Source organism: Rhizobacter sp. P3_B12 (assembly GCF_056402895.1).
Genome location: NZ_JBFUGN010000012.1, coordinates 1 through 22,461, shown reverse-complemented (window position 1 = coordinate 22,461; position 22,461 = coordinate 1). Strand labels below are relative to the sequence as shown.

At 69.7% G+C, this 22,461-nt stretch carries 22 protein-coding genes; 14 read left to right on the top strand and 8 right to left on the bottom strand.

The features are described 5' to 3' along the window. The coding region (locus AC1D01_RS01615) for a PepSY-associated TM helix domain-containing protein (RefSeq protein WP_477864372.1) at positions 1-858 on the bottom strand (858 nt) is incomplete at its 3' end. A gap of 2 nt (positions 859-860) precedes the next feature. Then, entirely contained in the window at positions 861-3,065 is a 2,205-nt protein-coding gene (locus AC1D01_RS01610) for a TonB-dependent receptor (protein ID WP_477864371.1), read from the bottom strand. 110 nt (positions 3,066-3,175) lie between these two features. On the opposite strand from AC1D01_RS01610, the gene AC1D01_RS01605 reads away from it, so the two are divergent. Then, positions 3,176-3,586 carry a hypothetical protein gene (locus tag AC1D01_RS01605; RefSeq protein ID WP_477864370.1) on the top strand — a complete coding sequence of 137 codons (411 nt, stop codon included), beginning with the start codon at positions 3,176-3,178 and terminating at the stop codon, positions 3,584-3,586. On the opposite strand, the gene AC1D01_RS01600 is transcribed toward AC1D01_RS01605, so the two are convergent. Continuing rightward, on the bottom strand, positions 3,587-3,955 hold the full coding sequence (locus AC1D01_RS01600; protein ID WP_477864369.1) for a hypothetical protein: 369 nt from the start codon (positions 3,953-3,955) through the stop codon (positions 3,587-3,589). It abuts the gene before it with no gap. Positions 3,956-4,048: 93 nt separating this feature from the next. Between AC1D01_RS01600 and AC1D01_RS01595 the strand changes: the two genes are divergently transcribed. From AC1D01_RS01595 to AC1D01_RS01585, 3 genes are all read left to right on the top strand, one after another. Continuing rightward, positions 4,049-4,819 (top strand): class I SAM-dependent DNA methyltransferase, encoded by a 771-nt coding sequence (locus AC1D01_RS01595; RefSeq protein ID WP_477864368.1) that lies wholly within the window; start codon positions 4,049-4,051, stop codon positions 4,817-4,819. Beyond that, on the top strand, positions 4,816-5,247 hold the full coding sequence (locus AC1D01_RS01590; protein ID WP_477864367.1) for a nucleotide triphosphate diphosphatase NUDT15: 432 nt from the start codon (positions 4,816-4,818) through the stop codon (positions 5,245-5,247). Before AC1D01_RS01595 ends, AC1D01_RS01590 begins: the two co-directional genes overlap by 4 nt. A 77-nt stretch (positions 5,248-5,324) precedes the next feature. Then, positions 5,325-5,858, top strand: a complete 534-nt coding sequence (locus AC1D01_RS01585; protein ID WP_477864366.1) for a hypothetical protein — start codon at positions 5,325-5,327, stop codon at positions 5,856-5,858. On the opposite strand, the gene AC1D01_RS01580 is transcribed toward AC1D01_RS01585, so the two are convergent. Both AC1D01_RS01580 and AC1D01_RS01575 read right to left on the bottom strand, forming a co-directional pair. After that, complete coding sequence (locus AC1D01_RS01580; protein WP_477864365.1) at positions 5,839-6,786, bottom strand: ketopantoate reductase family protein; 948 nt, start codon at positions 6,784-6,786, stop codon at positions 5,839-5,841. The genes AC1D01_RS01585 and AC1D01_RS01580 overlap by 20 nt on opposite strands. Positions 6,787-6,843: 57 nt before the next feature. After that, positions 6,844-7,704, bottom strand: a complete 861-nt coding sequence (locus AC1D01_RS01575) for an oxidoreductase (protein ID WP_477864364.1) — start codon at positions 7,702-7,704, stop codon at positions 6,844-6,846. A gap of 110 nt (positions 7,705-7,814) precedes the next feature. On the opposite strand from AC1D01_RS01575, the gene AC1D01_RS01570 reads away from it, so the two are divergent. Beyond that, entirely contained in the window at positions 7,815-8,789 is a 975-nt protein-coding gene (locus AC1D01_RS01570) for a LysR family transcriptional regulator (protein ID WP_477864363.1), read from the top strand. A gap of 66 nt (positions 8,790-8,855) precedes the next feature. Next, complete coding sequence (locus tag AC1D01_RS01565) at positions 8,856-9,179, top strand: helix-turn-helix domain-containing protein (protein ID WP_477864362.1); 324 nt, start codon at positions 8,856-8,858, stop codon at positions 9,177-9,179. A gap of 9 nt (positions 9,180-9,188) precedes the next feature. Here the strand turns inward: AC1D01_RS01565 and pssA are convergent, their stop codons facing one another. The 3 genes from pssA to AC1D01_RS01550 all read right to left on the bottom strand — a co-directional run bounded on the left by pssA (position 9,189) and on the right by AC1D01_RS01550 (position 13,983). After that, positions 9,189-9,803, bottom strand: coding sequence for a CDP-diacylglycerol--serine O-phosphatidyltransferase (pssA, locus tag AC1D01_RS01560; protein ID WP_477864361.1), 615 nt, complete (start codon positions 9,801-9,803; stop codon positions 9,189-9,191). A 102-nt stretch (positions 9,804-9,905) separates the two neighbouring features. Beyond that, positions 9,906-12,704: an AbfB domain-containing protein gene (locus AC1D01_RS01555; RefSeq protein WP_477864360.1), complete on the bottom strand. Its 2,799-nt coding sequence runs from the start codon at positions 12,702-12,704 to the stop codon at positions 9,906-9,908. 187 nt (positions 12,705-12,891) lie between these two features. Further along, positions 12,892-13,983 carry a LacI family DNA-binding transcriptional regulator gene (locus AC1D01_RS01550; RefSeq protein WP_477864359.1) on the bottom strand — a complete coding sequence of 364 codons (1,092 nt, stop codon included), beginning with the start codon at positions 13,981-13,983 and terminating at the stop codon, positions 12,892-12,894. A 135-nt stretch (positions 13,984-14,118) separates the two neighbouring features. Here AC1D01_RS01550 and AC1D01_RS01545 point away from each other — a divergent pair, with 135 nt between their 5' ends. The 8 genes from AC1D01_RS01545 to AC1D01_RS01510 all read left to right on the top strand — a co-directional run. Beyond that, positions 14,119-15,132 carry a glycoside hydrolase family 16 protein gene (locus AC1D01_RS01545; protein WP_477864358.1) on the top strand — a complete coding sequence of 338 codons (1,014 nt, stop codon included), beginning with the start codon at positions 14,119-14,121 and terminating at the stop codon, positions 15,130-15,132. Positions 15,133-15,169: 37 nt separating this feature from the next. Then, the gene (locus AC1D01_RS01540; protein ID WP_477864357.1) at positions 15,170-15,808 is read left to right on the top strand and encodes a phosphoribosyltransferase; all 639 of its coding nucleotides are present in this window, start codon (positions 15,170-15,172) and stop codon (positions 15,806-15,808) included. A gap of 34 nt (positions 15,809-15,842) precedes the next feature. After that, positions 15,843-16,226 (top strand): ribonuclease H family protein, encoded by a 384-nt coding sequence (locus tag AC1D01_RS01535; RefSeq protein WP_477864356.1) that lies wholly within the window; start codon positions 15,843-15,845, stop codon positions 16,224-16,226. 3 nt (positions 16,227-16,229) lie between these two features. After that, a complete protein-coding gene (locus AC1D01_RS01530; protein WP_477864355.1) occupies positions 16,230-18,587 on the top strand; it encodes a tetratricopeptide repeat protein in 2,358 nt (785 codons plus the stop codon). 46 nt (positions 18,588-18,633) lie between these two features. After that, positions 18,634-19,008, top strand: coding sequence for a hypothetical protein (locus AC1D01_RS01525; protein WP_477864354.1), 375 nt, complete (start codon positions 18,634-18,636; stop codon positions 19,006-19,008). A 105-nt stretch (positions 19,009-19,113) separates the two neighbouring features. Beyond that, entirely contained in the window at positions 19,114-20,382 is a 1,269-nt protein-coding gene (locus tag AC1D01_RS01520) for a TolC family protein (protein ID WP_477864353.1), read from the top strand. Between the two features lie 8 nt (positions 20,383-20,390). Then, positions 20,391-21,659, top strand: a complete 1,269-nt coding sequence (locus AC1D01_RS01515) for an efflux RND transporter periplasmic adaptor subunit (protein ID WP_477864352.1) — start codon at positions 20,391-20,393, stop codon at positions 21,657-21,659. Positions 21,660-21,670: 11 nt separating this feature from the next. Further along, the coding region (locus AC1D01_RS01510; protein ID WP_477864351.1) for an efflux RND transporter permease subunit at positions 21,671-22,461 on the top strand (791 nt) is incomplete at its 3' end.

Sequence of the window (22,461 nt, the reverse complement as noted above, 5' to 3'; positions counted from 1 at the left end):
CATGAAGAAGGTGTGGTGGTGCGGGCTCGAGAAGCCGGTGCCCGGGAACGCGATGAAGCCGACCCGCATGTGCGGCGCCTGCGCCTTCGCGGCGACCAGCATGCGCTGCGTCGGCGCGCGGGCGCCCTCCTCGACCAGCGGCTGGCCCTGCCAGGGCGCGAGCAGCGTGGTCAGCGCGTCGTACTGCCACAGCTTGATCAGCAGGTCGGCCCAGGTGTTGATCATGCCGGTGGCGCCGACGACCAGCGCCCACACCAGCGTGACGATGCCCAGCAGGTTGTGCAGGTCCAGCCACTTGACGCGCGCCGAGCGCTCACGGCGCACCTCGCCGAAGCGCAGCTTGCGCATGAAGGGCGCGTACAGCACCAGCCCCGAGACGATCGCCACCAGCAGCAGCAGGCCCATCGCGCCGAGGAACAGCTTGCCCGGCAGCCCGGCGAACAGGTCGACGTGCAGCCGCAGCATGAGGCTCATGAAGCCGGTGTTGACCGGCACCTCGCCGAGCACGGCGCCGGTGCGCGCATCGACCGCGATCGACTTGAAGTCCTGCGTCGGCGCGGGCGTCGGCGTCAGCGTGACGTGCCACAGGCGGTCGTCGTCCTCGGGCTGCGACGCGAACTGCACGATGCGATCCGGGTAGAGCGCCCGCGCCGAGGCCAGCACCGTGTCGAGGCTGGCGCGCGGCGTGTCGGCCGGCATCTCCGGCGCCTCGATCTCGCCGCCGGTGAGGTGGTCGATCTCATGGTGGAAGATCAACGGCAGGCCGGTCAGGCACAGCAGCAGCATGAACGCGGTGCAGACGAGGCTGCTCCACTTGTGCCACCACGACCAGGTCTTCAGGGCGTTGGCGCTCAGCATGGTCAGAAATCGACGCTGGCGCTGAGCACGAAGGTGCGGGGCGCGCCGACCACGAGGTAGCCGTTCTCGGGGTAGCCGCCCGCCGAAGCCCAGTACGACTTGTCGGTCACGTTGTCGACGCGCGCGCGCAGCGTCACCAGGCGATCCTGCACGTTGACCATCCAGCGCGCGCCCAGGTCCACGCGGGTCCAGGACGGCAGCAGCAGCGTGTTGGTGGAGTTCGCGAAGCGGTTGCCGGTGTAGACGATGCGGCTGTCCAGCGCCAGGCCTTCGACGCCCGGCACCGCCCATTCGGCGCCCACGGTGCCCTGGCTCCTGGGCACGCCGATCACGTACCGGCCCTCGGTCGTGGCATCGCCGGTGTTCTTCTGCTTCGCGTTCAGCAGCGTCAGGCCGCCGAGCAGCTTGAGGCCCGGCATCGCTTCACCGAAGAAGCTCAGTTCGACCCCCTGGTGGCGGTCTTCGCCCTCCACGCTGTTCTGCGTGGCCACCGGGCGCGGCTTCTTCGTCGCGAAGAGCGCCAGGCTGCCGCCGAAGCGGCCACCGTCGTACTTCAGGCCGATCTCGTTCTGCTTCGACACATACGGCTCCAGCGTCACCGGCGGGCCGCCGTTGACGCCCGGCAGCGTGTTGCCCTGCGTGAGGCCTTCGACATGGTTCGCATACACGGAGAACTGCTTGCCGAGCTTGTAGACCACGCCCAGCATCGGGCTGTTGCGGCTCTCGTCGTACCGCGTGTCATCGGCCGGGTCGGTGTTGTAGCCGTAGTCGCTGATGTCCAGCTTCTGGTGGCGCACGCCGAGCGTGACCAGCAGGGTGTCGTCCAGCATCGACAGCGTGTCGCCGATCGCGAAGCTGCTCAGCTTCGAGCGGCCCGTCTCGTTCGGCGAGGCCAGGTCGTTGCCGCGGAAGGCCCCGGCCGTGAACTCCGGCTGCGCGTACGCGGTCGGCGTGTAGAGGTTGGTGTCCAGCGTGTTGAAGAAGTCCCAGGCGTAGGCGTTCTTCTTCACGAGGCGGAACGCCGTGTACGAGGCCACCCATTCGTGCCCGACCGGGCCGGTGCGCAGCGTGCCGCGCACGCCGAGCTCGCCGGTATCGACCTTGTCCTCGCGCGTGTTGTCGAAGCGCGAGGTCGTGGCCGCGCCGCTCGCATCGGTCACGCTGAGGTTGGCCAGCGAGTTCGATTCGTCGCTGCGGCGCAGGCCGTACGCGGCCCACGCGGTGACGTCGGCACCCAGGTCCCATTCGCCGCGCAGCGTGCCGAACAGGTCGCGCTCGTTCGAATACGACCACGGCTGGGCGAAATTCGACGTCGAGTCCGGCGCATCCGGGATCGCGGTGGCATCGGCGGCCAGCGAGACGTTGGTGCGGGTGCGCTTGAGCTGGTTGTCCTGGTAGCCGATGTCGCCGGAGAGGCGCACATCGCGGCTGTGCCAGTCGAGCCCGACGGCGGTCAGCCCGGTCTTGGCCTTCTCGTCGTCGATGCCGGTGCCGCCGTTGCGCCAGGCCGCGTTGACCCGGATGCCGGTGGCGTTGTCGGGGCCGAAGCGGCGCGACACGTCGGCGGCCAGGTTGCCCTGTTCGCCACTGCCGCCACTGAGCGTCACGCGGGTCAGCGGCTCGTTGGTGGCGCGCTTGGGCAGCAGGTTGATCGAGCCGCCGATGCCGGTGCCACTGGGGTTCGCTCCGCTCAGGAAGGCGGAGGCACCGCGCAGGACCTCCACGCGCTCGAACAACTCGGTGGCGATGTACTGGCGCGGCAGCAGGCTGTAGAGGCCGTTGTAGGCCACATCGTCGGAGTTCAGCAGGAAGCCGCGGATGAAATACGCCTCCTGGAAATTGCCGAAGCCGCGCGCCATGCGCACGCCCGGATCGTTCTGCAGCACCTCGCCGACGCTGCGCGCCTGGCGGTCCTGGATCAGGTCGTTGGTGTAGCTGGTGATGCTGACCGGCGTCTCCATGTTGTCGCGCGTGCCGAGGATCCCGGCCCGGCCGCCGCGCGCCACCTGGCCGCCCGCGTATGGCTTGCTCAGGCCGGCGGCCGAGGCATCGGCGCTCGCGCTGATGTTGACGGTCGGCAGCGTCGTCACCGGCGCACTGGCCGCAGCCTCGGGCGCTGCGGGGGCGGCCGCAGCGGTCTGGGCCTGCACGGCGGGCATCAGGCAGGCCAGCGCGGCGGCGCAGGCGATCGGCGTACAACGGTTCATGGGGATCTCAGGCTGCGCAAACAAGAATGGTTCGCATTCTAGGGGAAGGCGCACAGCCCCCTGGCAGCGCTACCATCGCGGCGCAAGGTTGCGGACAGGGAGGTCCACCCGTGAAACTGATCGATGCGCGCACGCTGGCCGTGGCGGTGGTGCTGCAAGGGGCCGCCGGCGCCACGCTGGCGATGACGGAGAAGGATGCCGCGAGCAACCTGATGCACTTCGCGTTCGCGATGAAGGGCGCGGAGCAGTGCGACAAGCTCGGCTACCCGTCGATGGCGGCGCAGAAGCGCTGGGAGAAATCGCATGCCTCGCTGCTGGTGAGCTCGCTGAAGCGCATCGAGCAACACGCCTCGGCGTCCGGCAAGGTGACGCCCGAGCAGGCCAAGGACGTCGCGCTCGGCCTGTTCGCGCGCTTCCAGGACCGCTACGACCAGGAGATGGCGCCGACGGTCACCGGCAAGTCGTGCATGCGCTTCAACGAAACGCTGTCGTTCTACGACACCAAGCTGATCAACGACTGATCACACGGCCAGCATCAGGTGCGGGTGGCTCGCGTAGTTGCGCTGCTCGCTGACCTTGTCCTGCGCGAGCTCGACGGCAATGCCTTCGGACTTGCCGTCGTCGAGCGGCGACTTCTGGCTGTGCAGCTGCATGTGCTGCTGCAGCATGAAGTCGAACATCTCGACGAGTTCCGGGCTGCGCGTCGTGTGGTCGACGGCCGGCTCGGCGGGTTTCGCGCCCGGCGCCTCGATGGCGGGCTCGGCGGACGGACGCCGCAGCGTACCGATCGATGCCGCCTGGAAGGCGGACGAGCCGGGCTGCAAGGGCATCGGTCCGATCGACCGGTACGAAGCAAGCGGAGAGGGTGCGGCGCTGACGGTGATGCTCATGGCGGGTCTTCCTGGTGTGCCTGTGGTTCACATGCTGCGCGCCGGCCGCGGCCCGGAAGGCACGGCGTGCGATGTCGTGCATGATTTGCCGAAATGACGAGTTCCTTCTACGACCACCTCGCACCGCACTACCACCTGCTGTACGGCGATTGGGAGGGCGCGATCCAGCAACAAGGGCAGGCGCTCGCCGCGCTGCTGGCCGAACAAGGCGTGCAGCCGGGTGCGCCGGTGCTGGACGCCGCCTGCGGCATCGGCACGCAGACGCTCGGGCTGCTGGCGCACGGCCACCGCGTGATCGCGTCGGACATCTCGCCCGCCGCGGTGGAGCGCTTGCAGGCCGAGCTGCAGCGGCGCTCGCTGGTCGCGCAGGCCGGCGTCGACGACCTGCGCACGCTGGCCCGCGTGGCCAGCGGTTCGATGGCCGCCGTGCTGGCCTGCGACAACAGCGTGCCGCACCTGCTGAACGACGAGGACCTGCTGGCGTGCTTTCGCCAGGCGCATCGCTGCCTGCGGCCGGGTGGCTGCCTGGTGATCTCGGTGCGCGACTACGCTGCCATCGTCCGCAAGACGCCCGACGTGCACCCCTACGGCATGCGCCGGGGCGCCGACGGCAGCCGGTTCATCGCGGTCCAGGTCTGGGAGTGGGACGGCGACCACTACGACCTGCGCCTGTACCTGACGACCGAGGCGCCGGATGGCAGCTGCACCACCAGCGTCGCGACGAGCCGCTACTACGCGGTGAGCATCGATCGGCTGACCGCGCTGATGCGCGAAGCCGGCTTCGCCGACGTGCAGCGCCGCGACGATGTGCTGTTCCAGCCGGTGCTGGTCGGCCGGACCGCGCGGAAGGAGCTTGCGCGATGACGCAGGTCGGCGTGGGGGTGGGCATCCTCGTGCTGCGCGACGGCCAGGTCCTGCTCGGCCGCCGGCGCGGCTCGCACGGCGCGGGCACCTGGTCGGCTCCCGGCGGCCGGCTGGAGTACGGCGAATCGATCGAGGACTGCGCGCGCCGCGAGCTGCTCGAAGAGACCGGGCTCACGCTCGGCGCCTGCGAACGCGGCCCCTGTACCAGTGATGTGTTCGACGAGGTCAAGCAGCACTACCTGACGGTGTTCGTGCTGGCGCGCCACGCGCTCGGCGAACCGGCGACGCTGGAGCCGGGCAAGTGCGACGGCTGGCAGTGGTTCGACTGGCGGGCGCTGCCGCAGCCGCTGTTCGCGCCGCTTGCCTCGCTGCGGGCCACCGGCTTCGATCCATCGGCAGCGAGTGCGACTTCCGTCTCATCAAAGTGATGGACGTGACAGCGTTTCGTCTCGCTATCCGACAGCCATTCCGTATGATCCGCCGCTTCATCCACTTGGAATGCGCCATGTCCCTTCGCCTGTTGCCCTTCCTCGCCGCGGCCGCCCTGATGACCGGTTGTGCCTTCAATGTTGCGCCCTACGGTGCCTCGGTCAAGAACGTGGATGCGCTGAAAGCCACCGGCATCAAGCCCGTTTCGGTTGCCAAGTTCGAAGCGGCCAAGCCGGGCCAGGCCTCGATCTCCTGCCGTGCCGCCGGCTCCGTCAAGGTCGAGCCGAGCTTCGAGACCTACATCGAGAAGGCCTTCATCGATGAGCTGAAGCTGGCCGGCCTGTACGACCCGAATTCGAGCCTGAAACTGTCGGGCAAGCTGGAGCAGATCGATTTCAGCTCGGGCATCAGCGATGGCAACTGGACGTTCACGCTGGTCGTCTCGAACGCCCGCAACGAGAGCTTCTCGACCCAGTCGAAGTTCCCGTTCTCCGGCAGCTTCATCGCCGACAAGGCCTGCCAGGAAGTGGCCCAGGCCTTCGGCCCGGCCGTGCAGAAGCTGATCGAGGACGTGGTCCGCAATCCGAAGTTCAAGCAGATCGCGAGCTGAGTTCCGCCGCTGATCGAGCCTCGGCCTCGATCAGCGTGACCAGCGTGTGCAGCACGCGGTTGACCGGCGTCGGCACGCCGTGYCGTTCGCCGCGCCGCACGACCAGCCCGTTCAGGTGGTCGATCTCGCTCGGCTTGCCGCGCATCATGTCCTGCGCGGTCGACGAGAACTGGCCCGGCATCGTCGCGGCCAGCCCGCGCACCATCGCCCACGCGTCGCCCGGCACCTGCACGCCTTCGGCCTGCGCCACCGCCAGGCATTCGGCGACCACGTCGCGCATCACCTGCGGCACGCCGGGGTGGTCGACGAAGCGGCCGTACGGCACGCGCCCGATCGCCGAGATCGCGTTGTAGGCGCAGTTCAGGATCAGCTTGGCCCACAGCGCGCCACGCACGTTGTCGGAGATCGTCGCCGGCACGCCGGCGGCAGCCAGCACCTCGACGAGGTCGGCCGCGACGCTGTTCGGTGCGATCACCAGGTCGCCGCGGCCGTGGTGCAGCAGGTGCCCCGGGCCGGCCATCTCGGTGGCCACGTAGACCACGCTGGCGGCCACCTCGGTCGACAGCACACTGCGCACGCGCTCGTCGTTGTCGACGCCGTTCTGCAGCGTCAGCACCAGTGCCCCGGGCGACAGGTGCGGGCGCATCGCCTCGGCGGCCGATTCGGTGTCGGTGGATTTCACGCAGAACAGCACCAGCTGCGCGCCCTGCACGGCCGCGACATCGGTGCTCGCCTGCAGGCGGACGTGCTCGTCGAAGCTGCGCGTCTGCATGCGCAGGCCGTCGCGCGCGATGGCCTCCACATGCTGCGGCCGCGCGATCAGCGTCACGCGGTGGCCGGCGCGCGCCAGCATGCCGCCGAAGTAGCAGCCGACGGCGCCGGCGCCCATCACGGCGATGGTCCAGGGGGTGGCGGGCGAGCGGTCCATGGCGGCCTTCGGGGTGGCGAAGGCCGCAGTGTCCGACAAGTGCCGCCTGGCTGCCGCTCAGGTGCCTTTCGGGAAGTCGGTCGACGCCGACAGCCGCTCCCACGCCGCCGTCTCGCGCTCGACGAAGGCGTGCTTGTCGCGGATCGTCTGCAGCGTGTCGGTGCCCAGCGGCAGCCGCAGCGGCGGCGTCGCCGACTCCACCAGCGCGAGCATCGCCTGCGCCAGGCGCAGCGGGTCGCCCGGCTGGTTCAGGCTGATGCGCTTCGCGGCCTCGCGCACCTGGCCCGAGCTCGGCGCGTAGTCGTCGAGGACGCGCGGCGAGACCGCCAGCGACGAGCCTTCGAGGAATTCGGTGCGGAAGTAGCCGGGCTCGACCACGGTGGCATGGATGCCCAGCGGTTGCAGCTCGGCATGCAGGGCCTCGGTCAGCCCTTCGACGGCGAACTTGGTCGAGCAGTAGACGCCGAAGCCGGCGCCCGAGCGGTAGCCGCCGAGCGACGAGATGTTGATCACGTGGCCGCGGCGGCGCGTGCRCATCGACGGCAGCACGGCACGCGTGACGTTCAGCAGCCCGAACACGTTGGTGTCGTAGAGGCGGCGCACTTCGTCGGCGCTGGCCTCCTCGACCGCGCCGAGCAGGCCGTAGCCGGCGTTGTTGACCAGCACGTCGATGCGGCCGAAGCGGGCCAGCGCCGCCTCGGCAGCGGCCGCGGCCTGCGCCTCGGACGTGACATCGAGCGCGAGCGCCAGCAGGCCGGGCTGCGCGCCGAAGCGCTGCTGCAGCGACGTGGCGTCGCGCGAGGTCGCGACGACGGCGTCGCCCTGCGCGAGGGCCGCTTCGACGATGCGTGCGCCGATGCCGCGGGCCGCGCCGGTGATGAACCAGACGCGCTTGAAATCGGAGGAAGTGGAGCTCATGGCGATGTCCTTGCGGAGGTGATGGAGTGAGCGAACTTTAGGCAGGCGATTGCCACTCAACTAGCCCACAATCGATGAATTGATCCGCAAGCAGATCGTGAGAATCGACCATGGCCTTCAACGAACTCCGCGCCATCGCCACCTTCGTCAAGGCGGTCGAGCTGGGCAGCCTGCGCCAGGCCGCGACGGCGCAGGCGATCACGCCGCAGGCGGCCAGCCAGGCGCTGGCGCAGCTGGAGGCGCACCTGGGGGTGCGGCTGATCCACCGCACGACACGGCGGCTCAGCCTGACCGAGGAAGGGCAGCAGTTCCTCGATGCCGCGCAGCCGGGGCTGGCGACGCTGCAGCGGGCGCTGCACGGTGCGCGGCGCGGGCGCGACGAGATCGCCGGGCCGCTGCGCATCGTCGCGACGCGCTCGCTGATGCTGCCGGTGCTGTGGCCGGTGCTGGCGGAGTTCTGCGAGCGGCATCCCGAGATCGAGCCGGACGTGCAACTGGACGATCGCCTGGGCAACTGGGTCGAGGACCGGGTCGACGTCGGCTTCCGCGCCGGCACGCCGCCGGCCGACGGCTTGATCTCGCGCCGGCTGTTTCCGCTGCAGCTGGTGGTGTGCGCGACGCCGGGCTACCTGGCGAAGCACGGCACGCCGCGGCACATCGACGATCTGGCGCACCACCGCTGCAGCGGCTTCCGGCATCCGTCGAACAACAAGGTGATGCCGTGGGAGTTCAAGGTCGGTGCCGAGATCGTCGCGCGCGACTTCGCGCCGGTGCTGTGCACCAACGATGTCGAGCTGGAGGCGAACGCGGTGCTGTCAGGCCATGCGATCGGCCAGCTGGTGGGCGTGACCGCCGCGCCACTGGTGCGCAGCGGCCAGCTGGTGCCGGTGCTGACCGAGCATGTGGCCGAGCACCTGAGCCTGTACCTGTACTACGGCAGCCGCATCGCGCAACCGGCCCGAGTGCGGGCCTTCATCGACCTGGTGGTGGAGCGGGTGGCGGGCAATGCGGCGTTCTTCCTGGAGCCGCATGAGCTGAGTGGTATGAATCGGCGCAGAAAAGCGAAGCGAGGGCAAGGAAAGTGAAGGAAATGAGGACACGACAACGCGTGCGGTTTGATAGCTTGCAACGCCGCCCATCGCCGATTTGCAATGCCGACAAAGCGTAAGTTCAAAAGCGATGCCTTCGAGGCCATCCATCAATCCGCGACCGCGCTCAGACAGATTGGAGCCATCGACAAGGCGACGATGCGTCAGTTCGACGAAACCTGCGTGTCGGCGCCGTCAGCGATCAGCCCGATCCAGATCAAGCGGATCCGCGAAAGCGCCCATGTCAGCCAACCGGTGTTCGCGCTCTACCTGAACACCAGTGAATCGACAGTGCAGAAATGGGAGGCCGGCACCAAACGCCCCAGCGGCATGGCGCTCAAGCTGCTGTCGATCGTGCGCAAACACGGCCTCCAGGTTCTCACTTGAACCGGTCTTTCAGGGCTTCGGAATCCGGATCCGGCTGATCATCAGCGAGCCGGAGAGCCCGAACAGCAGCACCAGCGGGTGGAAGTAGTGTTCGCCGATCATCACCTCGCCGAACCACAGGTTCGGGCCGAGCGCGCCGGCCGAGGCGGCCGCCGCGAGCATCAGCACCAGCACGATCGAGGTCGGGATCGGCGTGCCCTCGAAGTGCGTGACCTTGCCGCTGTCGTCCGACAGCGCCTCGGCGGTGACGTTGTAGCGCGCGAGTCGCGACACGCCGCAGGCGACGAAGTACGCCAGCACGATGCGGTCGTACAGGCCGCGCATGCCGCAGCCGTAGGCGACGATCGCCGGCGCGACGCCGAACGAGATCACGTCGGCCAGCGAATCGAGCTCGCGGCCCAGCGCCGACGCCTTCTGGCGCCAGCGCGCGACGCGGCCGTCGAGGATGTCGAACACCAGCGCGGCGATCACCAGCCCGCAGGCGAAGTGGATGTGCACGACGTTCGCGGTCGCGAGGTAGGACATCATCGAGAACAGCGCGCCGGTGCCGGACACGGCATTGCCGAGCGTGAACCAGTCGGCCAGGTGGAACTCGCGGATCATCGAAAACGGCTTCGGCTTCATGYGGGTTCCGCTCCTTCTCAAGGTGGGTCGGCAGTGTAGATGAAGCAAAAGAGCCCGCTGCAAGAGCGGGCCCGGCTTCAGTCAACTGACAGTGCCGTCAGGTCACGGCGCCCACGGGGCCTCCACCGCCCACCGCGTGTCGGCATCGAAGCTGCCCGACGTGTTCCACGCCGAGCCGCCGATGCCGTCGGCGATCCACACCTCGGCCGCGTAATGGCGCAGGTAGCGCCCCGGGTAGTTGTAGGACGCAAAGCGGGTTCCCGCGCTGCCATCGGCCGCCCCCTGCGCGCAGAAGGTGGCATCGGCACGGTACAGGTCGCCGGCCTGCAGCGCGTCGCGCCGCACCCGCGAGTTGCTGTGGCGCAGGTACTCGCCCGGGAAGTTGCGCGACTCGAACGAGTAGCAGCTGCCGTCGGCCAGCCCCGGCACCAGGCGCCAGCTCGCGTCCAGCTTCAGCGTGCTGTCGCTCGCGGCCGTCACCACCTCGGTGAAGGCCAGCGCATCCTGGTGACGCAGGTAGCGGTTGTCGTAGCCCGGCGTCAGCACGCGCAGCGAATGCACGGTATTCGGCGCCACCACCACGCTGCTGCGCCACCAGCCGGTCTGCGGCGACCACGACGCATCGGCGCGGAACAGGCCGGTGTCCTGGAACGGGTTCAGCCAGACCTCCGCGTTGGCATGCCGGATGTAGTACCCCGGGTTGTTCTTCGACTCCAGCGAGACGCCACCGTTGCCGTCCAGCGCCTTGCGGGCGCAGAACGTGGCGTCGGCCTTGAACAGCGCGCTGTTGTCGTTCGGGTCGATGCGCAGGCGCAAGGCCTGGTGGCGCAGGAACTGCCCCGGCTGGTTGACCGACTCGAAGGACAGGCAGCTCGCATCGCCCAGCCCGTTGACCACCTTCCACGACGTGTCCTTCTTCAGCAGCTCGCTGCTGGCGGCCTCGACCACCTCGGTCACGCCGAGGCTGTTGACATGGCGGATGAAGCGGTTGGTCACGCCCGGCGTCACGGTACGGAACGAGTACGAGGTGCCGCGCCGCAGGAAGGRCACGCCGTCGATCAGCGCCTGGTGCGCCGCCCGGACCTGCGCGAAGTCCATCTTCCTGACCTGGCGGTCGTAGGTCAGGAACCCGTTCAACTCGTCCTCGACGTCCGAGATCTCGGTGTACACCGCCGCGCTCAGGCCGCGCGAAGACACCAGCTCGCGCAGTCCTTCCACCTGTTGCAGGTAGACGTTGGTCAGCGTCGTCGAGTCGGGGTAGAGGGTGTAGCAGCAGGTCGAGGCCGGGTTCCACATGTGGCCGTCCACGCGCAGCCCGTTGCCGCCGAACTCGCCCAGCACCGACAGCCGGTTCGGCTGCCAGGCCGGCGCACTCGGGCCGGGGTAGTCGTGGTTGTCGATCAGGTCGCCAGCCCCCTGGTCGCCTGGGGCGAAGTTGATGCCCGAGTGGGTGTCGATCAGGCGGCTCGGGTCCCAGCCCTTGAAGACGCCGGCCATGCGGACCATGTCGAAGTCGCCCCAGCTCTCGTTGAAGATGACCCAGGTGACGACCGACGGCGACGAACGGTGCTCGTCGACGATCTCGCGGTCTTCGGCCTCCACCTTGGCGCGCACCGCGGCGCTGCTCTCGGCGTCCCAGGCATGCGGCATGTCCTGCCAGACCAGGATGCCCAGCTTGTCGGCCCAGTAGAACCAGCGTTGCGGCTCGACCTTGATGTGCTTGCGGACCATGTTGAAGCCCAGGTCCTTGATGGCCACCAGGTCGGACTTCAGCGCCTCGTCGGTCGGCGCGGTGTACAGGCCGTCGGGCCAGAAGCCCTGGTCGAGCGGGCCGTACTGGAACACGAACTTGCCGTTGAGCAGCGGACGCGGCACGCCGCTGACAGTGCCGATCGCGATCGAGCGCATGCCGAAGTAGCTGCCGACCTCGTCGACCACGTGGCCACCGCTGCGCACGCGGACCTTCAGGTCGTACAGGAAGGGATCGGTGGGCGACCACAGGTGCGCATTCGGCACCGGCACGCTGAACTCGACATCGCCGCGGCCGGTGGCCGTGCCCACCTGGGCCCCACCGGTCGAGGCCACGGCCTCGATCGAGGTGCCACCCAGGTTGCTGCCGCGCACGATCATGCGCAGCCGGTTGTTCGCCACGTCCGGCGTCATGTCGAGCCGCGTGATGTGCGGCGCCGCGACCGGCTCCAGCCACACCGTCTGCCAGATGCCGGAGCTCGGCGTGTAGAAGATGCCGCCGGGGTTCAGCGTCTGCTTGCCCAGCATGTCGTCGCCGGTGGTCGGATCGAACGCGCCGACGACCAGGTCGTTGCTGCCGCTGCGCAGCCAGGGCGTGATGTCGAAGCTGAACGCGTCGTAGCCGCCGCTGTGCTGGCCGACCTGCTGGCCGTTGACGTAKACGGTGGCCTTGCGGTCGACCGCCCCGAAGTTCAGCTTCACGCGCTTGCCGCTCCAGCCGGCCGGCACGGTGAACGTGCGCTTGTACCAGAGGTTGCGGTCGTTCATGCGCTGGATGCCGGAGAGGTAGGACTCCACCGGGTACGGCACCTTGACCTGCTCCGGGTTGGCCGGGAAGGCGGGCGCGGTGGCCGGCGGGGTGTCGGCGTTCGGCGCGGCGCTGCCGCCGTTGTAGCTCCAGGTGCCGTTGAGGTTGAGCCAGTCGCTGCGCGTCAGCTGCGGGCGCGGGTACTCGGGCAGCGGCACCGCGGCCTGCTGAGCGGCCGCGGTCCACGGCGTCGTCAGGCGTGCGCTGACGGCCTGGGCCGATTCGTGGGAGGGGCTTGCCTGCTGCGGGACGTCGGTGGCTGCGGATTCGCTGCCGCCGCCGCAACCCGCGGTGATCAACGGGACGAGCAGGCTCGCCAGCCATCGCCGGTAGGTGGTGTTCATCGTGTCTCCTTCTGTTGCCTCGGAACGGGTGTTTGCGGCGCCAGCTCGATGACGGACGGCTCGTGCCAGGGGCACGGCTCATCACTAATAATTGACTAATATTAGGCGCACGGCGACCACCGCGCGTCAACTGCGCAGATGTAAGGCCGTGTGAGGACGAAGGGCTTCCCGGATTGGCATCCGGGGATCACGTGACTGTCTGCCTCAGGACCAGCCGGCCATCGACCTTGACGCGTCGGCGGCGACCGTCCGGCGCGGCGATCTGGGCCAGCAGCGTCTCCACCGCGAGCCGCCCCATCTCGTAGTTGGGCAGCACCAGCGTGGTCAGCGGCGGGCTGGTGTGGCGCGCGATCTCCTGGTCGTCGTAGCCGATCACCGCCACGTCGCGCGGCACCTGCTTGCCGAGCTCGCGCAGCGCCTCGAGGCAGCCGACGGCCATCAGGTCGTTGGCACAGAAGATCGCCGTCGGCGCCTTCGGCTGCTTCATCAGCGACAGCGTGTGGTCATGGCCCGAGGCGACATGCCAGTCGCCCTCGCGCACCAGCGCGGCGTCGTAGGCGATGTCGGCGCTGGCGAGCGCACGGCGGTAGCCCTTCAGCCGGTCGCGCGCGGCGTCCATCCACGGTTCGCCGTTGATGAAGGCGATGCGTCGGTGGCCGGCGTCGAGCAGGCACTCGGTCGCGGCGAAGCCGCCCAGCACCTCGGACGGCTCGACCGACGAGAAGCGCGGCTCGCCGCCCGATGCAGGCTCCGCCTCGCTGCAGTTCAGCAGCACCGTGGGCACGCGGCCGAGCTGCGGCGGCACGCTGACCTGGCGCGTGAAGATCGTCGAGTAGACGACACCGACCAGCGCCGGGTTGGCCAGCATCGTCGACAGCACGGCGGCCTCGATGCCGGCATTCGAGCGCGTCGCGAACACTGCCACCAGTGCACCCTGGCTCCAGGCCTCGTCCTTCGCGCCGTCGATCGACAGCACCGGGTGCGGGCTGGTGGAGATCTCGTCGACCAGGTAGAGGATCAGCGGCGTGRCAGCCGTGGCCGTGCGCCTTCGGCCGCCGCGCGCCGAAGCGGCCGCGGTGCCGCGCCGGTCGGGCAGCCGGTAGCCGAGTTCGGCGGCCACGCGCAGCACGCGGGCGCGGGTCTCGTCGGACAGCTGGGTGCCGGTCATGCCGTTGAGCACCAGCGAGACCGTCGACTGCGACACGGCGGCCTGCGTCGCGACATCGGTCATCGTGACGCGGCGGGCGGGCTCGGCGGACGGCGGGGCTTTGGCAGGCATTTTTACTAATGGAGCGCGGCTTCGGCGCTCACATGGTACGGGAGCAGCTACAACGTGTAGCGATCGTCACGCCATGCTTGCGGGTGGGCGGCGCCGCACGAGGCATGCTGCGGGCCGGAGGGAATTTCCTTGACCATGAACAACACACGACTCCATTCGATGGCCCGCCTGGCAGCCTTGTGCGCCGGCGTGCTGGTGGTGGCCGCCTGCGGCGGCAGCGACGATGCGGCGGCACCGACGCCGGTCAGCGGGGCACCATCGCCTGCGCCGGTGCCATCACCTGCGCCTGCCCCATCACCGGCACCTGCACCGTCGCCATCACCCGCTCCCGCTCCCGCGCCTTCGCCTTCGCCTTCGCCTTCGCCGGCACCGGCACCGGCGCCCGCCCCGGCCCCTGCTCCAGCGCCGAGCAACGCACCCGCCGGCTACACACTCGTCTGGTCCGACGAGTTCGACACCGGCACGCTGCCTGATGCCGGCAAGTGGGTCTACGACACCGAGGCCAACGCGACCGGCTGGTACAACAACGAGCTGCAGTACTACGCGGTCGCGCGCACCGAGAACTCGAAGATCAGCGACGGCAAGCTGGTGATCACCGCGCGCAAGGAACGCCTGACCACCGCCAAGGACTACGGCGGCCAGGACTACAGCTCGGCGCGCCTGATCACCAACGGCAAGGCGAGCTGGACCTACGGCTTCTTCGAGATCCGCGCCAAGCTGCCGTGCGGGCGCGGCACCTGGCCGGCGATCTGGATGCTGGGCACCACCGGCGACTGGCCGGCCGGCGGCGAGATCGACATCATGGAGCAGGTCGGCAAGAACCCGACCGCGATCGAGGGCACGATCCACACCACGTCGACGGCCGGCACCTTCGGCGACGGCGGCGAGACGAAGATCGCCGACGCCTGCAGCGCCTTCCACAACTACCAGCTGACCTGGACGCCCGAGAGCCTGGTGATCGGCGTCGACAACAAGCCCTTCCACACCTACGTCAACAAGCACCAGGGCAGCGCGAGCTGGCCGTTCGACAAGCCGCAGTACCTGCTGCTGAACCTGGCGATCGGCGGCGACATGGGCGGCGCGGTCGACGACACGATCTTCCCGGTCAGCATGGAGGTCGACTACGTGAAGGTCTGGCAGAAGAAGTGAAGCAGCGGCACAGTCCCTGCTGACGAAGGAGTCGTCGATGCAGGAGCCGTTGTTCCACGACCGCCGCGATGCGGGGCAGGTGCTCGCGAGGCGCCTGTCGGCCTACCGCGGCCGCCCCGACGCGCTGGTGCTCGCGCTGCCGCGCGGCGGCGTGCCGGTGGGGCATGCGGTCGCGCGGGCGCTCGGGCTGCCGCTCGATGTGTTCGTCGTGCGAAAGCTCGGCGTGCCCGGGCATGAAGAACTGGCGATGGGCGCGATCGCGAGCGGCGGCGTGCGCGTGATGAACGACAGTCTGCTGCGCATGCTGTCGCTCACGGCCGCGCAGATCGACGCGGTGACGCAAGCCGAAACGCAGGAGCTGGCGCGGCGCGAACGGCTCTACCGCAACGGCCGGCCGCCGCTGGAGGTGGCCCGGCGCACCGTGCTGCTGGTCGACGACGGCCTGGCCACCGGCGCAACGATGCGGGCCGCGGCGCGGGCGCTGCGCATGAGGGCGCCGGCGCGGCTGGTGATCGCCGTGCCCACCGGCGCGCACGACAGCTGCGAGGCCTTGCGCGGCGAAGCGGACGACATCGCCTGCGCCACCCGGCCCGAGCCGTTCCACGCCGTGGGGTGCTGGTACGAGGCGTTCCCGCAGATCACTGACGAAGAGGTGCAGGCGCTGCTGGCCCGGTGATCACGAGGCCTGTCGACGCGACCGCGCGCTGGAGATGCCGGGCGCGTTCAATGGCACACTCCAGCGGATCATCACGCGCCGCCCGACTGGCCCCATGTTCGCAAAATTCTTCGACACCACTGCGGTGGACGCCTTCGCAGCCAAGGTGGCCGCGGAACTCCGGAAGTCTTTCCCGCCGGAGAAGGTCAACGACAGTTCGAAGCAGGCCGAAAAGCGACGCGAGCAACTCGACCAGCGCATCCGCCTCGCCGTGCAGAACCTGGCCCGTTCGACGCCGCTGAACATCTACCAGAAAGCCAAGCTGGGCACGAAGCTGCAAGCGGTGCTCGAAGGCATGGGCTACCCCGAGGATTTCAGCGCCTCGCTGGCGCGCGACGTGGTCAAGCTGATGGCGCTGCGGTCGTCGAGTTCGCTGTAAGCCATGCTTCGCTGGCTGCGCTCCAGACTCAAGACCCTGTCCGACGCCGCCGCACCGGAGCCCGCTGACGCCTCCACTCACGCCTCCACTCACGCCCCCGCCCCCGCCCACGCCGGCACGTCGACGGGGCTCGCGGCACCTCCTCCGCCACCACCGCCCCCGCCGTCCCTCCTCGAGGGCCCGCTGGCGCTGTACGAGGCCGGATACCTGGCGGAAGCCCGGCAGTCCGCCCAGGCTGCGCTGGCGCTGGACGCCGGCAACACCACCGCGCTGCATGCGCTGGGCCTGATCGCGCTCAAGGAAGGGCATCCGCAGGAAGCCCACCGGCTGCTGCAACAGGCGACAGCGCAGGCGCCTGCCGACGCCGCGCTGCAGCATGCCGCGGGACTCGCCTGCCTGGCCTGCAAGCGCCCCGCCCAGGCCGGCCCGGCGTTTCAACGCGCCGCTGAACTGCGCCCGGGCTGGAGCGCTCCCTGGGTGCAGCTCGGCCTGATGGCCCTGGCGAACCGCAAGCCGAAGGAAGCCCTGCTTCATTTCACCGCGGCGGCAGCGGCCGAGCCCGCCGATGCGCAAGCCCATTTCCAGCTCGGCACCCTCCTGCTGGGCGAGCGCGACAAGCAGCAGGAGGTCGAGCGCCACTATCGCCGCGCACTCGCCCTCCAGCCCGAGCACGCCGGGGCGCTGTGCAACCTGGGTGCGCTGCTGAAGGACCAGGGAAAAGCCGACGAAGCCGCCACCTTCCTCGAGCGTGCCGTGCGCCTCGACCCCGCACTGGCACAGGCCTCGTTCAACCTGGGCCTGCTGCGGATCGACCAGGGCCGGTGGTCGGAAGCGGCCGATGCGTTGCAGCGCTCGTTGGCGGCGGCGCCCTCCCAGGCGGAGGCGCACTACTGGCTGGGCAATGCGTTGATGGGCACGGGCAATGCGCCAGAGGCGCGCAAGGCCTACCAGGCCGCCTTCCGCCAGGACACGAACCATGTGCGCGCGCGCTGGGGCTTTGCGATGGCCCAGTTGCCGGCCGTGCCCCAGACCGACGAGGAACAACGGGCCGGCGCAGAGAACTTCGGCCACGAACTCGGCAAGCTGAAGAGCTGGTTCCGCGCCCGCCCCCAGGCCGAAGGCCACCTGGCGGTCGGCGCGCAGCAGCCGTTCTACCTCGCCTATGTTCCCGGCGACCACCGCGAGCGGCTGGCCGACTACGGCAAGCTGTGCACCACGCTGATGGCCGGTTGGGCCCGCAAGGTGGGCGTGCCTGCCGTGGCAGCGCGGCCCGCATCGAAACGCCGCATCGGCATCGTCTCGGCCCACGTGCACAGCCATTCGGTGTGGCGCGCCATCGTGCGCGGATGGATCGCCCACCTGGACCCCGCGCAGTTCGAACTGCACGTCTTTCACACCGGAAGCGTGCGCGACACCGAGACCGAATGGGCCGCGCGCCGGGTGGCCAGGTTCCACCACGGCCTGGGCGCGTGGACGAACTGGGCGAAGGCGATCTCCGACAGCCAGCTCGACACGCTGCTCTATCCCGAGATCAGCATGGACTCGGTCACCTTGCGCCTGGCGGCCCTGCGCCTGGCGCCGCAGCAGCTGGCCAGCTGGGGGCACCCGCTGACGACGGGCCTGCCGACCATCGACGGCTACCTCAGTGCGCAGGCGTTCGAGCCGGACACTGCCGACGCCCACTACACCGAGACCTTGATCCGCCTGCCGGGCCTCGGCTGCTGCTACGAGCCGTTCGGCACCGCGCCCGTCGCCGTGGATCTCTCGGCATGGAACATCTCGCCGCAGGACAAGCTGCTGTTGTGCGCGGGCACGCCCTTCAAGTACGCGCCCCATGACGACCCGCTGTGGGTGCGGATCGCGCAGCAATGCCGGCCCTGCAAGCTCGTCTTCTTCAGCGTGGCCAATGCGCCGTTGGCCCGCTTGTTCGAACAGCGTCTTCGCGCGGCATTCGAAGCCGCACAGGTGGATTTCGACGCGTGCGTGCGATTCGTGCCGTGGCAGAGCCAGGCCGCCTTCTTCGGCTGGCTGGACCGGGCCGACGTGTTCCTCGACAGCGTCGGCTTTTCCGGCTTCAACACCGCGATGCAGGCGGTCGAGCGGGGCACGCCGATCGTGGCCTGGGAAGGCGATCACCTGCGCGGACGATTCGCCAGCGCCATCCTGCGGCAGATCGGCCTGGACGAGTGGGTTGCCTCGTCGGCCGATCGCTACGTGGACTGCGTCGAGCGCCTGTGCAAGGAAGCGCCGCGGAGGAAGGCTGTGCGCGACACCCTGCTGAACGAGCGCAAGAAGCTGTTCGGCGATCGTTCGTCTGTGGACGCCCTCGCCGTCACCCTGAGCCGAGGCACTGCGCCCTAGTCCTGTTTCCCCACGCCTTGTTTTGCCACCCCTATACTCCGCCGCCATGCGCCGCTGGCTGACCCTTCTGCTGCTCGTCACGCTGCCGCTCCAGTTCACCTGGGCGGCGGCCGCGGCGTATTGCCAGCACGAACAGGCCCCCAGCGCTCGCCACATGGGCCACCATGAACACGAGCACCCGGGCGCCCAGGACGAGCACCAGCAGGCCCGGAAAGCAGCCGACCCCGACGCGACGAAGGCCGCCAAGGTCTTCGGCGACGCCGACTACGGCTACTGCCAGCTGAGCGCCGCCAAGCCGCTGCAGGTGCAAGGGTTCGCGATCGCGCCCCTGGCCGGCCCGCCGACGCTGGACGCCAGCGTGCCACCGCTGCAGACGCGCGACCCCGACCGCCGTGAACGGCCCAACTGGTGCCTCGCCTGATTCGGCGAGCGCACCCCTTTCCAGGCACGACCTTCTCCCTGACCTGATCGCTGCTGCCCTCGTCGAATCCTTCCGGCTGCCCTTTCGCAACCCTCGGAGTATTCGATGCGCAGAACTTGCGTGCCGCTGCTGTGCGCGGCACTGATCACCCCCTTGGCATTCGGCCAGGCCTCGCCGCCGGCCCTTCCCCCTGCCCTCCCACCTGCCCTGACCCTGGAAGCCGCGCTGCAGACCGCGTTGCGCCACAACCCTGTGCTTCGCGCCGCCGAGGCGGAGGTCGACGCCAGCCGTGGCGCGCTCGACCAGGCCGGCGCGCGGCCCAACCCGACCCTCGGCATCGACCAGGAAGACACGCGCCGCGACACCCGCACGACGACGGTGCTGCTGAGCCAGGCGCTGGAGCTCGGCGGCAAGCGGTCGGCCCGCATCGCGCTGGCCCGCAGCGCACGCGAGCTGGCGCTGGCAGACCTCGCGTCGCGCCAGGCCGACGTGCGGGCCGGCACCATCCAGGCGTTCTTCGAGGCCCTGATCGCCCAGGAGCGCGTGAAGGTCGCGGAGCAATCCGCGGAGATCGCCGCCAGCGGCACCGCCGCGGCGGCGCGCCGCGTGACGGCGGGCAAGGTCTCGCCGACCGAGGAAACGCGCGCGCGCGTCGCCGAGGCCAATGCGCGGATCGAACTGCGCCAGGCGCAAGCCGACCGGCAAGCCGCGCAACGCGCGCTGGGCCTCGCGATGGGTGCGGCCGACGGCACGTCGTCGCCACTCGATGGCCAGCCGGAATCCCTGCCGCAGCCGCCCGATGCGCAAGCCCTCGCAGAGCGTGTCGCGCAGTCCCCGGCGCTGCGCCGTGCACAGGGTGAAGTGCAGCACGCCCAGGCCGCCTACGAGCTGGAGCGCGCACGCCGCATTCCCGACCTGACCGTGAGCCTGGGGACCAAGCGCGCGGCGGAGACCGGCCGGAATCAACCGATGATCGGTCTGTCGATCCCGCTGCCGCTGTTCGRTTCCAACACCGGCGCGCAGCTCGAGGCGCTGCGCCGCCGCGATGCCGCCCAGGCACTCGCCGAGGCCGAGGCGCAGCGGCTGCGCGCCGAGGTGCTGCAGACCCTCGACCAGCTGCAGGCCCGCGCCAGCGAGGCGCAAGCCTTGAAGCAGGAGGTGCTGCCCGCCGCGCAAGGCGTCCACGACGCGACCCGCCGCGGCTTCGAACTCGGCAAGTTCAGCTTCCTCGACGTGCTGGACGCCCAGCGCACCTTGCTGCAGGCGCGGACCCAGTACTTCAGCGCGCTGGCCCAGGTTCACCGCGCCGCCGCCGAACTCGAGCGCCGCCTCGGCACCCCGAACGATCGCCCGCCCGCGGGCCACCAACCGTGAGATCGAACATGAACAGCAAGACGAACTGGGTCGAGCGCCTGCGCGCCAGCGTGGGCCGCAAGCAACTGGCGGCCATCGCCGCGGTGCTCGTGCTCGGCAGCGTGGGGGCGGTCGCCATCCTGGGCACGCAGCGCGCGAAGCCGGCCTCCGAGGAGGACCACGACCATGAGCATGGGCACGAAGAAGCCGGGGAACACGCCGGAGACAAGCACCGCGAAGAAGCCGGCGCGGGCGCGATCGCGCTGTCGCCCGAACAGCTGAAGGCCGCAGGCATCCGCGTGGACACCGCCGGTCCGGGCCTCATCCGCAGCGTGCTGCAGCTGCCGGGCGAGATCCGCTTCAACGAAGACCGCACGGCCCACGTCGTCCCGCGGGTCGCCGGCGTCGTCGAGGCGGTGCCGGTGGCCCTCGGCCAGCAGGTGCGCCGTGGCCAGGTGCTGGCCGTGATCAGCAGCCCGACGGTGTCCGAGCAACGCGCCGCGCTGCAGGCTGCACAGGCCCGCCACCAGCTCGCCCGCTCGACCTACGAGCGCGAGAAGACGCTGTGGGAAGAGAAGATCTCGCCGCAGCAGGATGTGCTGCAGGCCGGGAACGCACTGCGCGAGGCCGAGATCGCCGTCGACAACGCCCGCCAGAAACTGCAGGCCGTCGGTGCCGGGGGCACCGGCCATGGCACGGGCAACCTGAACCGCTTCGAGCTGCGCGCCCCGTTCGACGGCACGGTCGTCGAGAAGCACATCGCACTCGGCGAGCAGGTGAAAGAAGACGCCCAGGTCTTCACCCTCTCCGACCTGCGCACGGTCTGGGCCCGGGTCGACGTGCCGGCCAACGCGCTCCCCCAGCTGCGCGTGGGCAGCCAGGTCGCGGTCCGCGCGTCCGCGTTCGACCAGGTCGCGAACGGCAGCATCGCGTGGGTCGGCCCGCTGCTCGGTGAACAGACCCGCACAGCACAAGCGCGCGTGGTGATGGACAACCCGGGCTCGCTGTGGCGGCCCGGGCTGTTCGTGAACGTCGAGATGACGGCGAGCGAGGCGACGCTGCCCGTCACCGTGTCGGTGGACGCGGTCCAGACGCTGGGCAAGGGGGCGGCGACGGAGTCCGTGGTGTTCGTGCAGACCGCCGCGGGCTTCGTCGCGCAACCGGTGCAGACCGGCCGCAGCGACGGCCAGCGCGTCGAGATCACGAAGGGACTGCAGCCGGGTGCGCGCCATGCCGCCACCGGCAGCTTCGTCCTCAAGTCCGAGGCCGGCAAGGCATCGGCCACCCACGCACACTGAGAGGCCGATCCATGTTCGAACGCATCATCCGCTTCGCCATCGAGCACCGATGGCTGGTGCTGCTGGCCGTCTTCGGCATGGCGGCGCTGGGCGTCTTCAGCTACCAGAAGCTGCCCATCGACGCCGTGCCCGACATCACCAACGTGCAGGTGCAGATCAACACCGGCGCGCCCGGCTACTCGCCGCTCGAAGCCGAGCAGCGCGTCACCTTCCCGATCGAGACGGCGATGGCCGGCCTGCCCGGCCTGCAGCAGACGCGCTCGCTGTCGCGCTACGGCCTGTCGCAGGTGACCGTGATCTTCCAGGACGGCACCGACCTCTACTTTGCGCGGCAACTCGTCAACGAGCGGATCCAGGCCGCGCGCGACCAGCTGCCCGCCGGGGTGGCACCGGCGATCGGTCCGATCTCCACCGGCCTCGGCGAGATCTACCAGTGGACGGTCGAGGCGCAGGACGGCACGCGCAAGCCGGACGGCGAGCCGTACACGCCGACCGACCTGCGCGAGATCCAGGACTGGATCATCAAGCCGCAGCTGCGCACCGTGCCGGGCGTGACCGAGATCAACTCGATCGGCGGGTTCGCGAAGGCGTACCAGGTCGCACCGGACCCGAGCCAGCTGCTGGCCCACGGGCTGACGCTGGCCGACGTGGTCGGCGCGCTGGAGCGCAACAACGCCAACGTCGGCGCCGGCTACATCGAGCGGCGCGGCGAGCAGTACCTGATCCGCGCACCCGGCCAGCTGGGCTCGATGGACGACATCCGCAACGTGGTGCTGCGCAACGAGGCCGGCGTGCCGGTGCG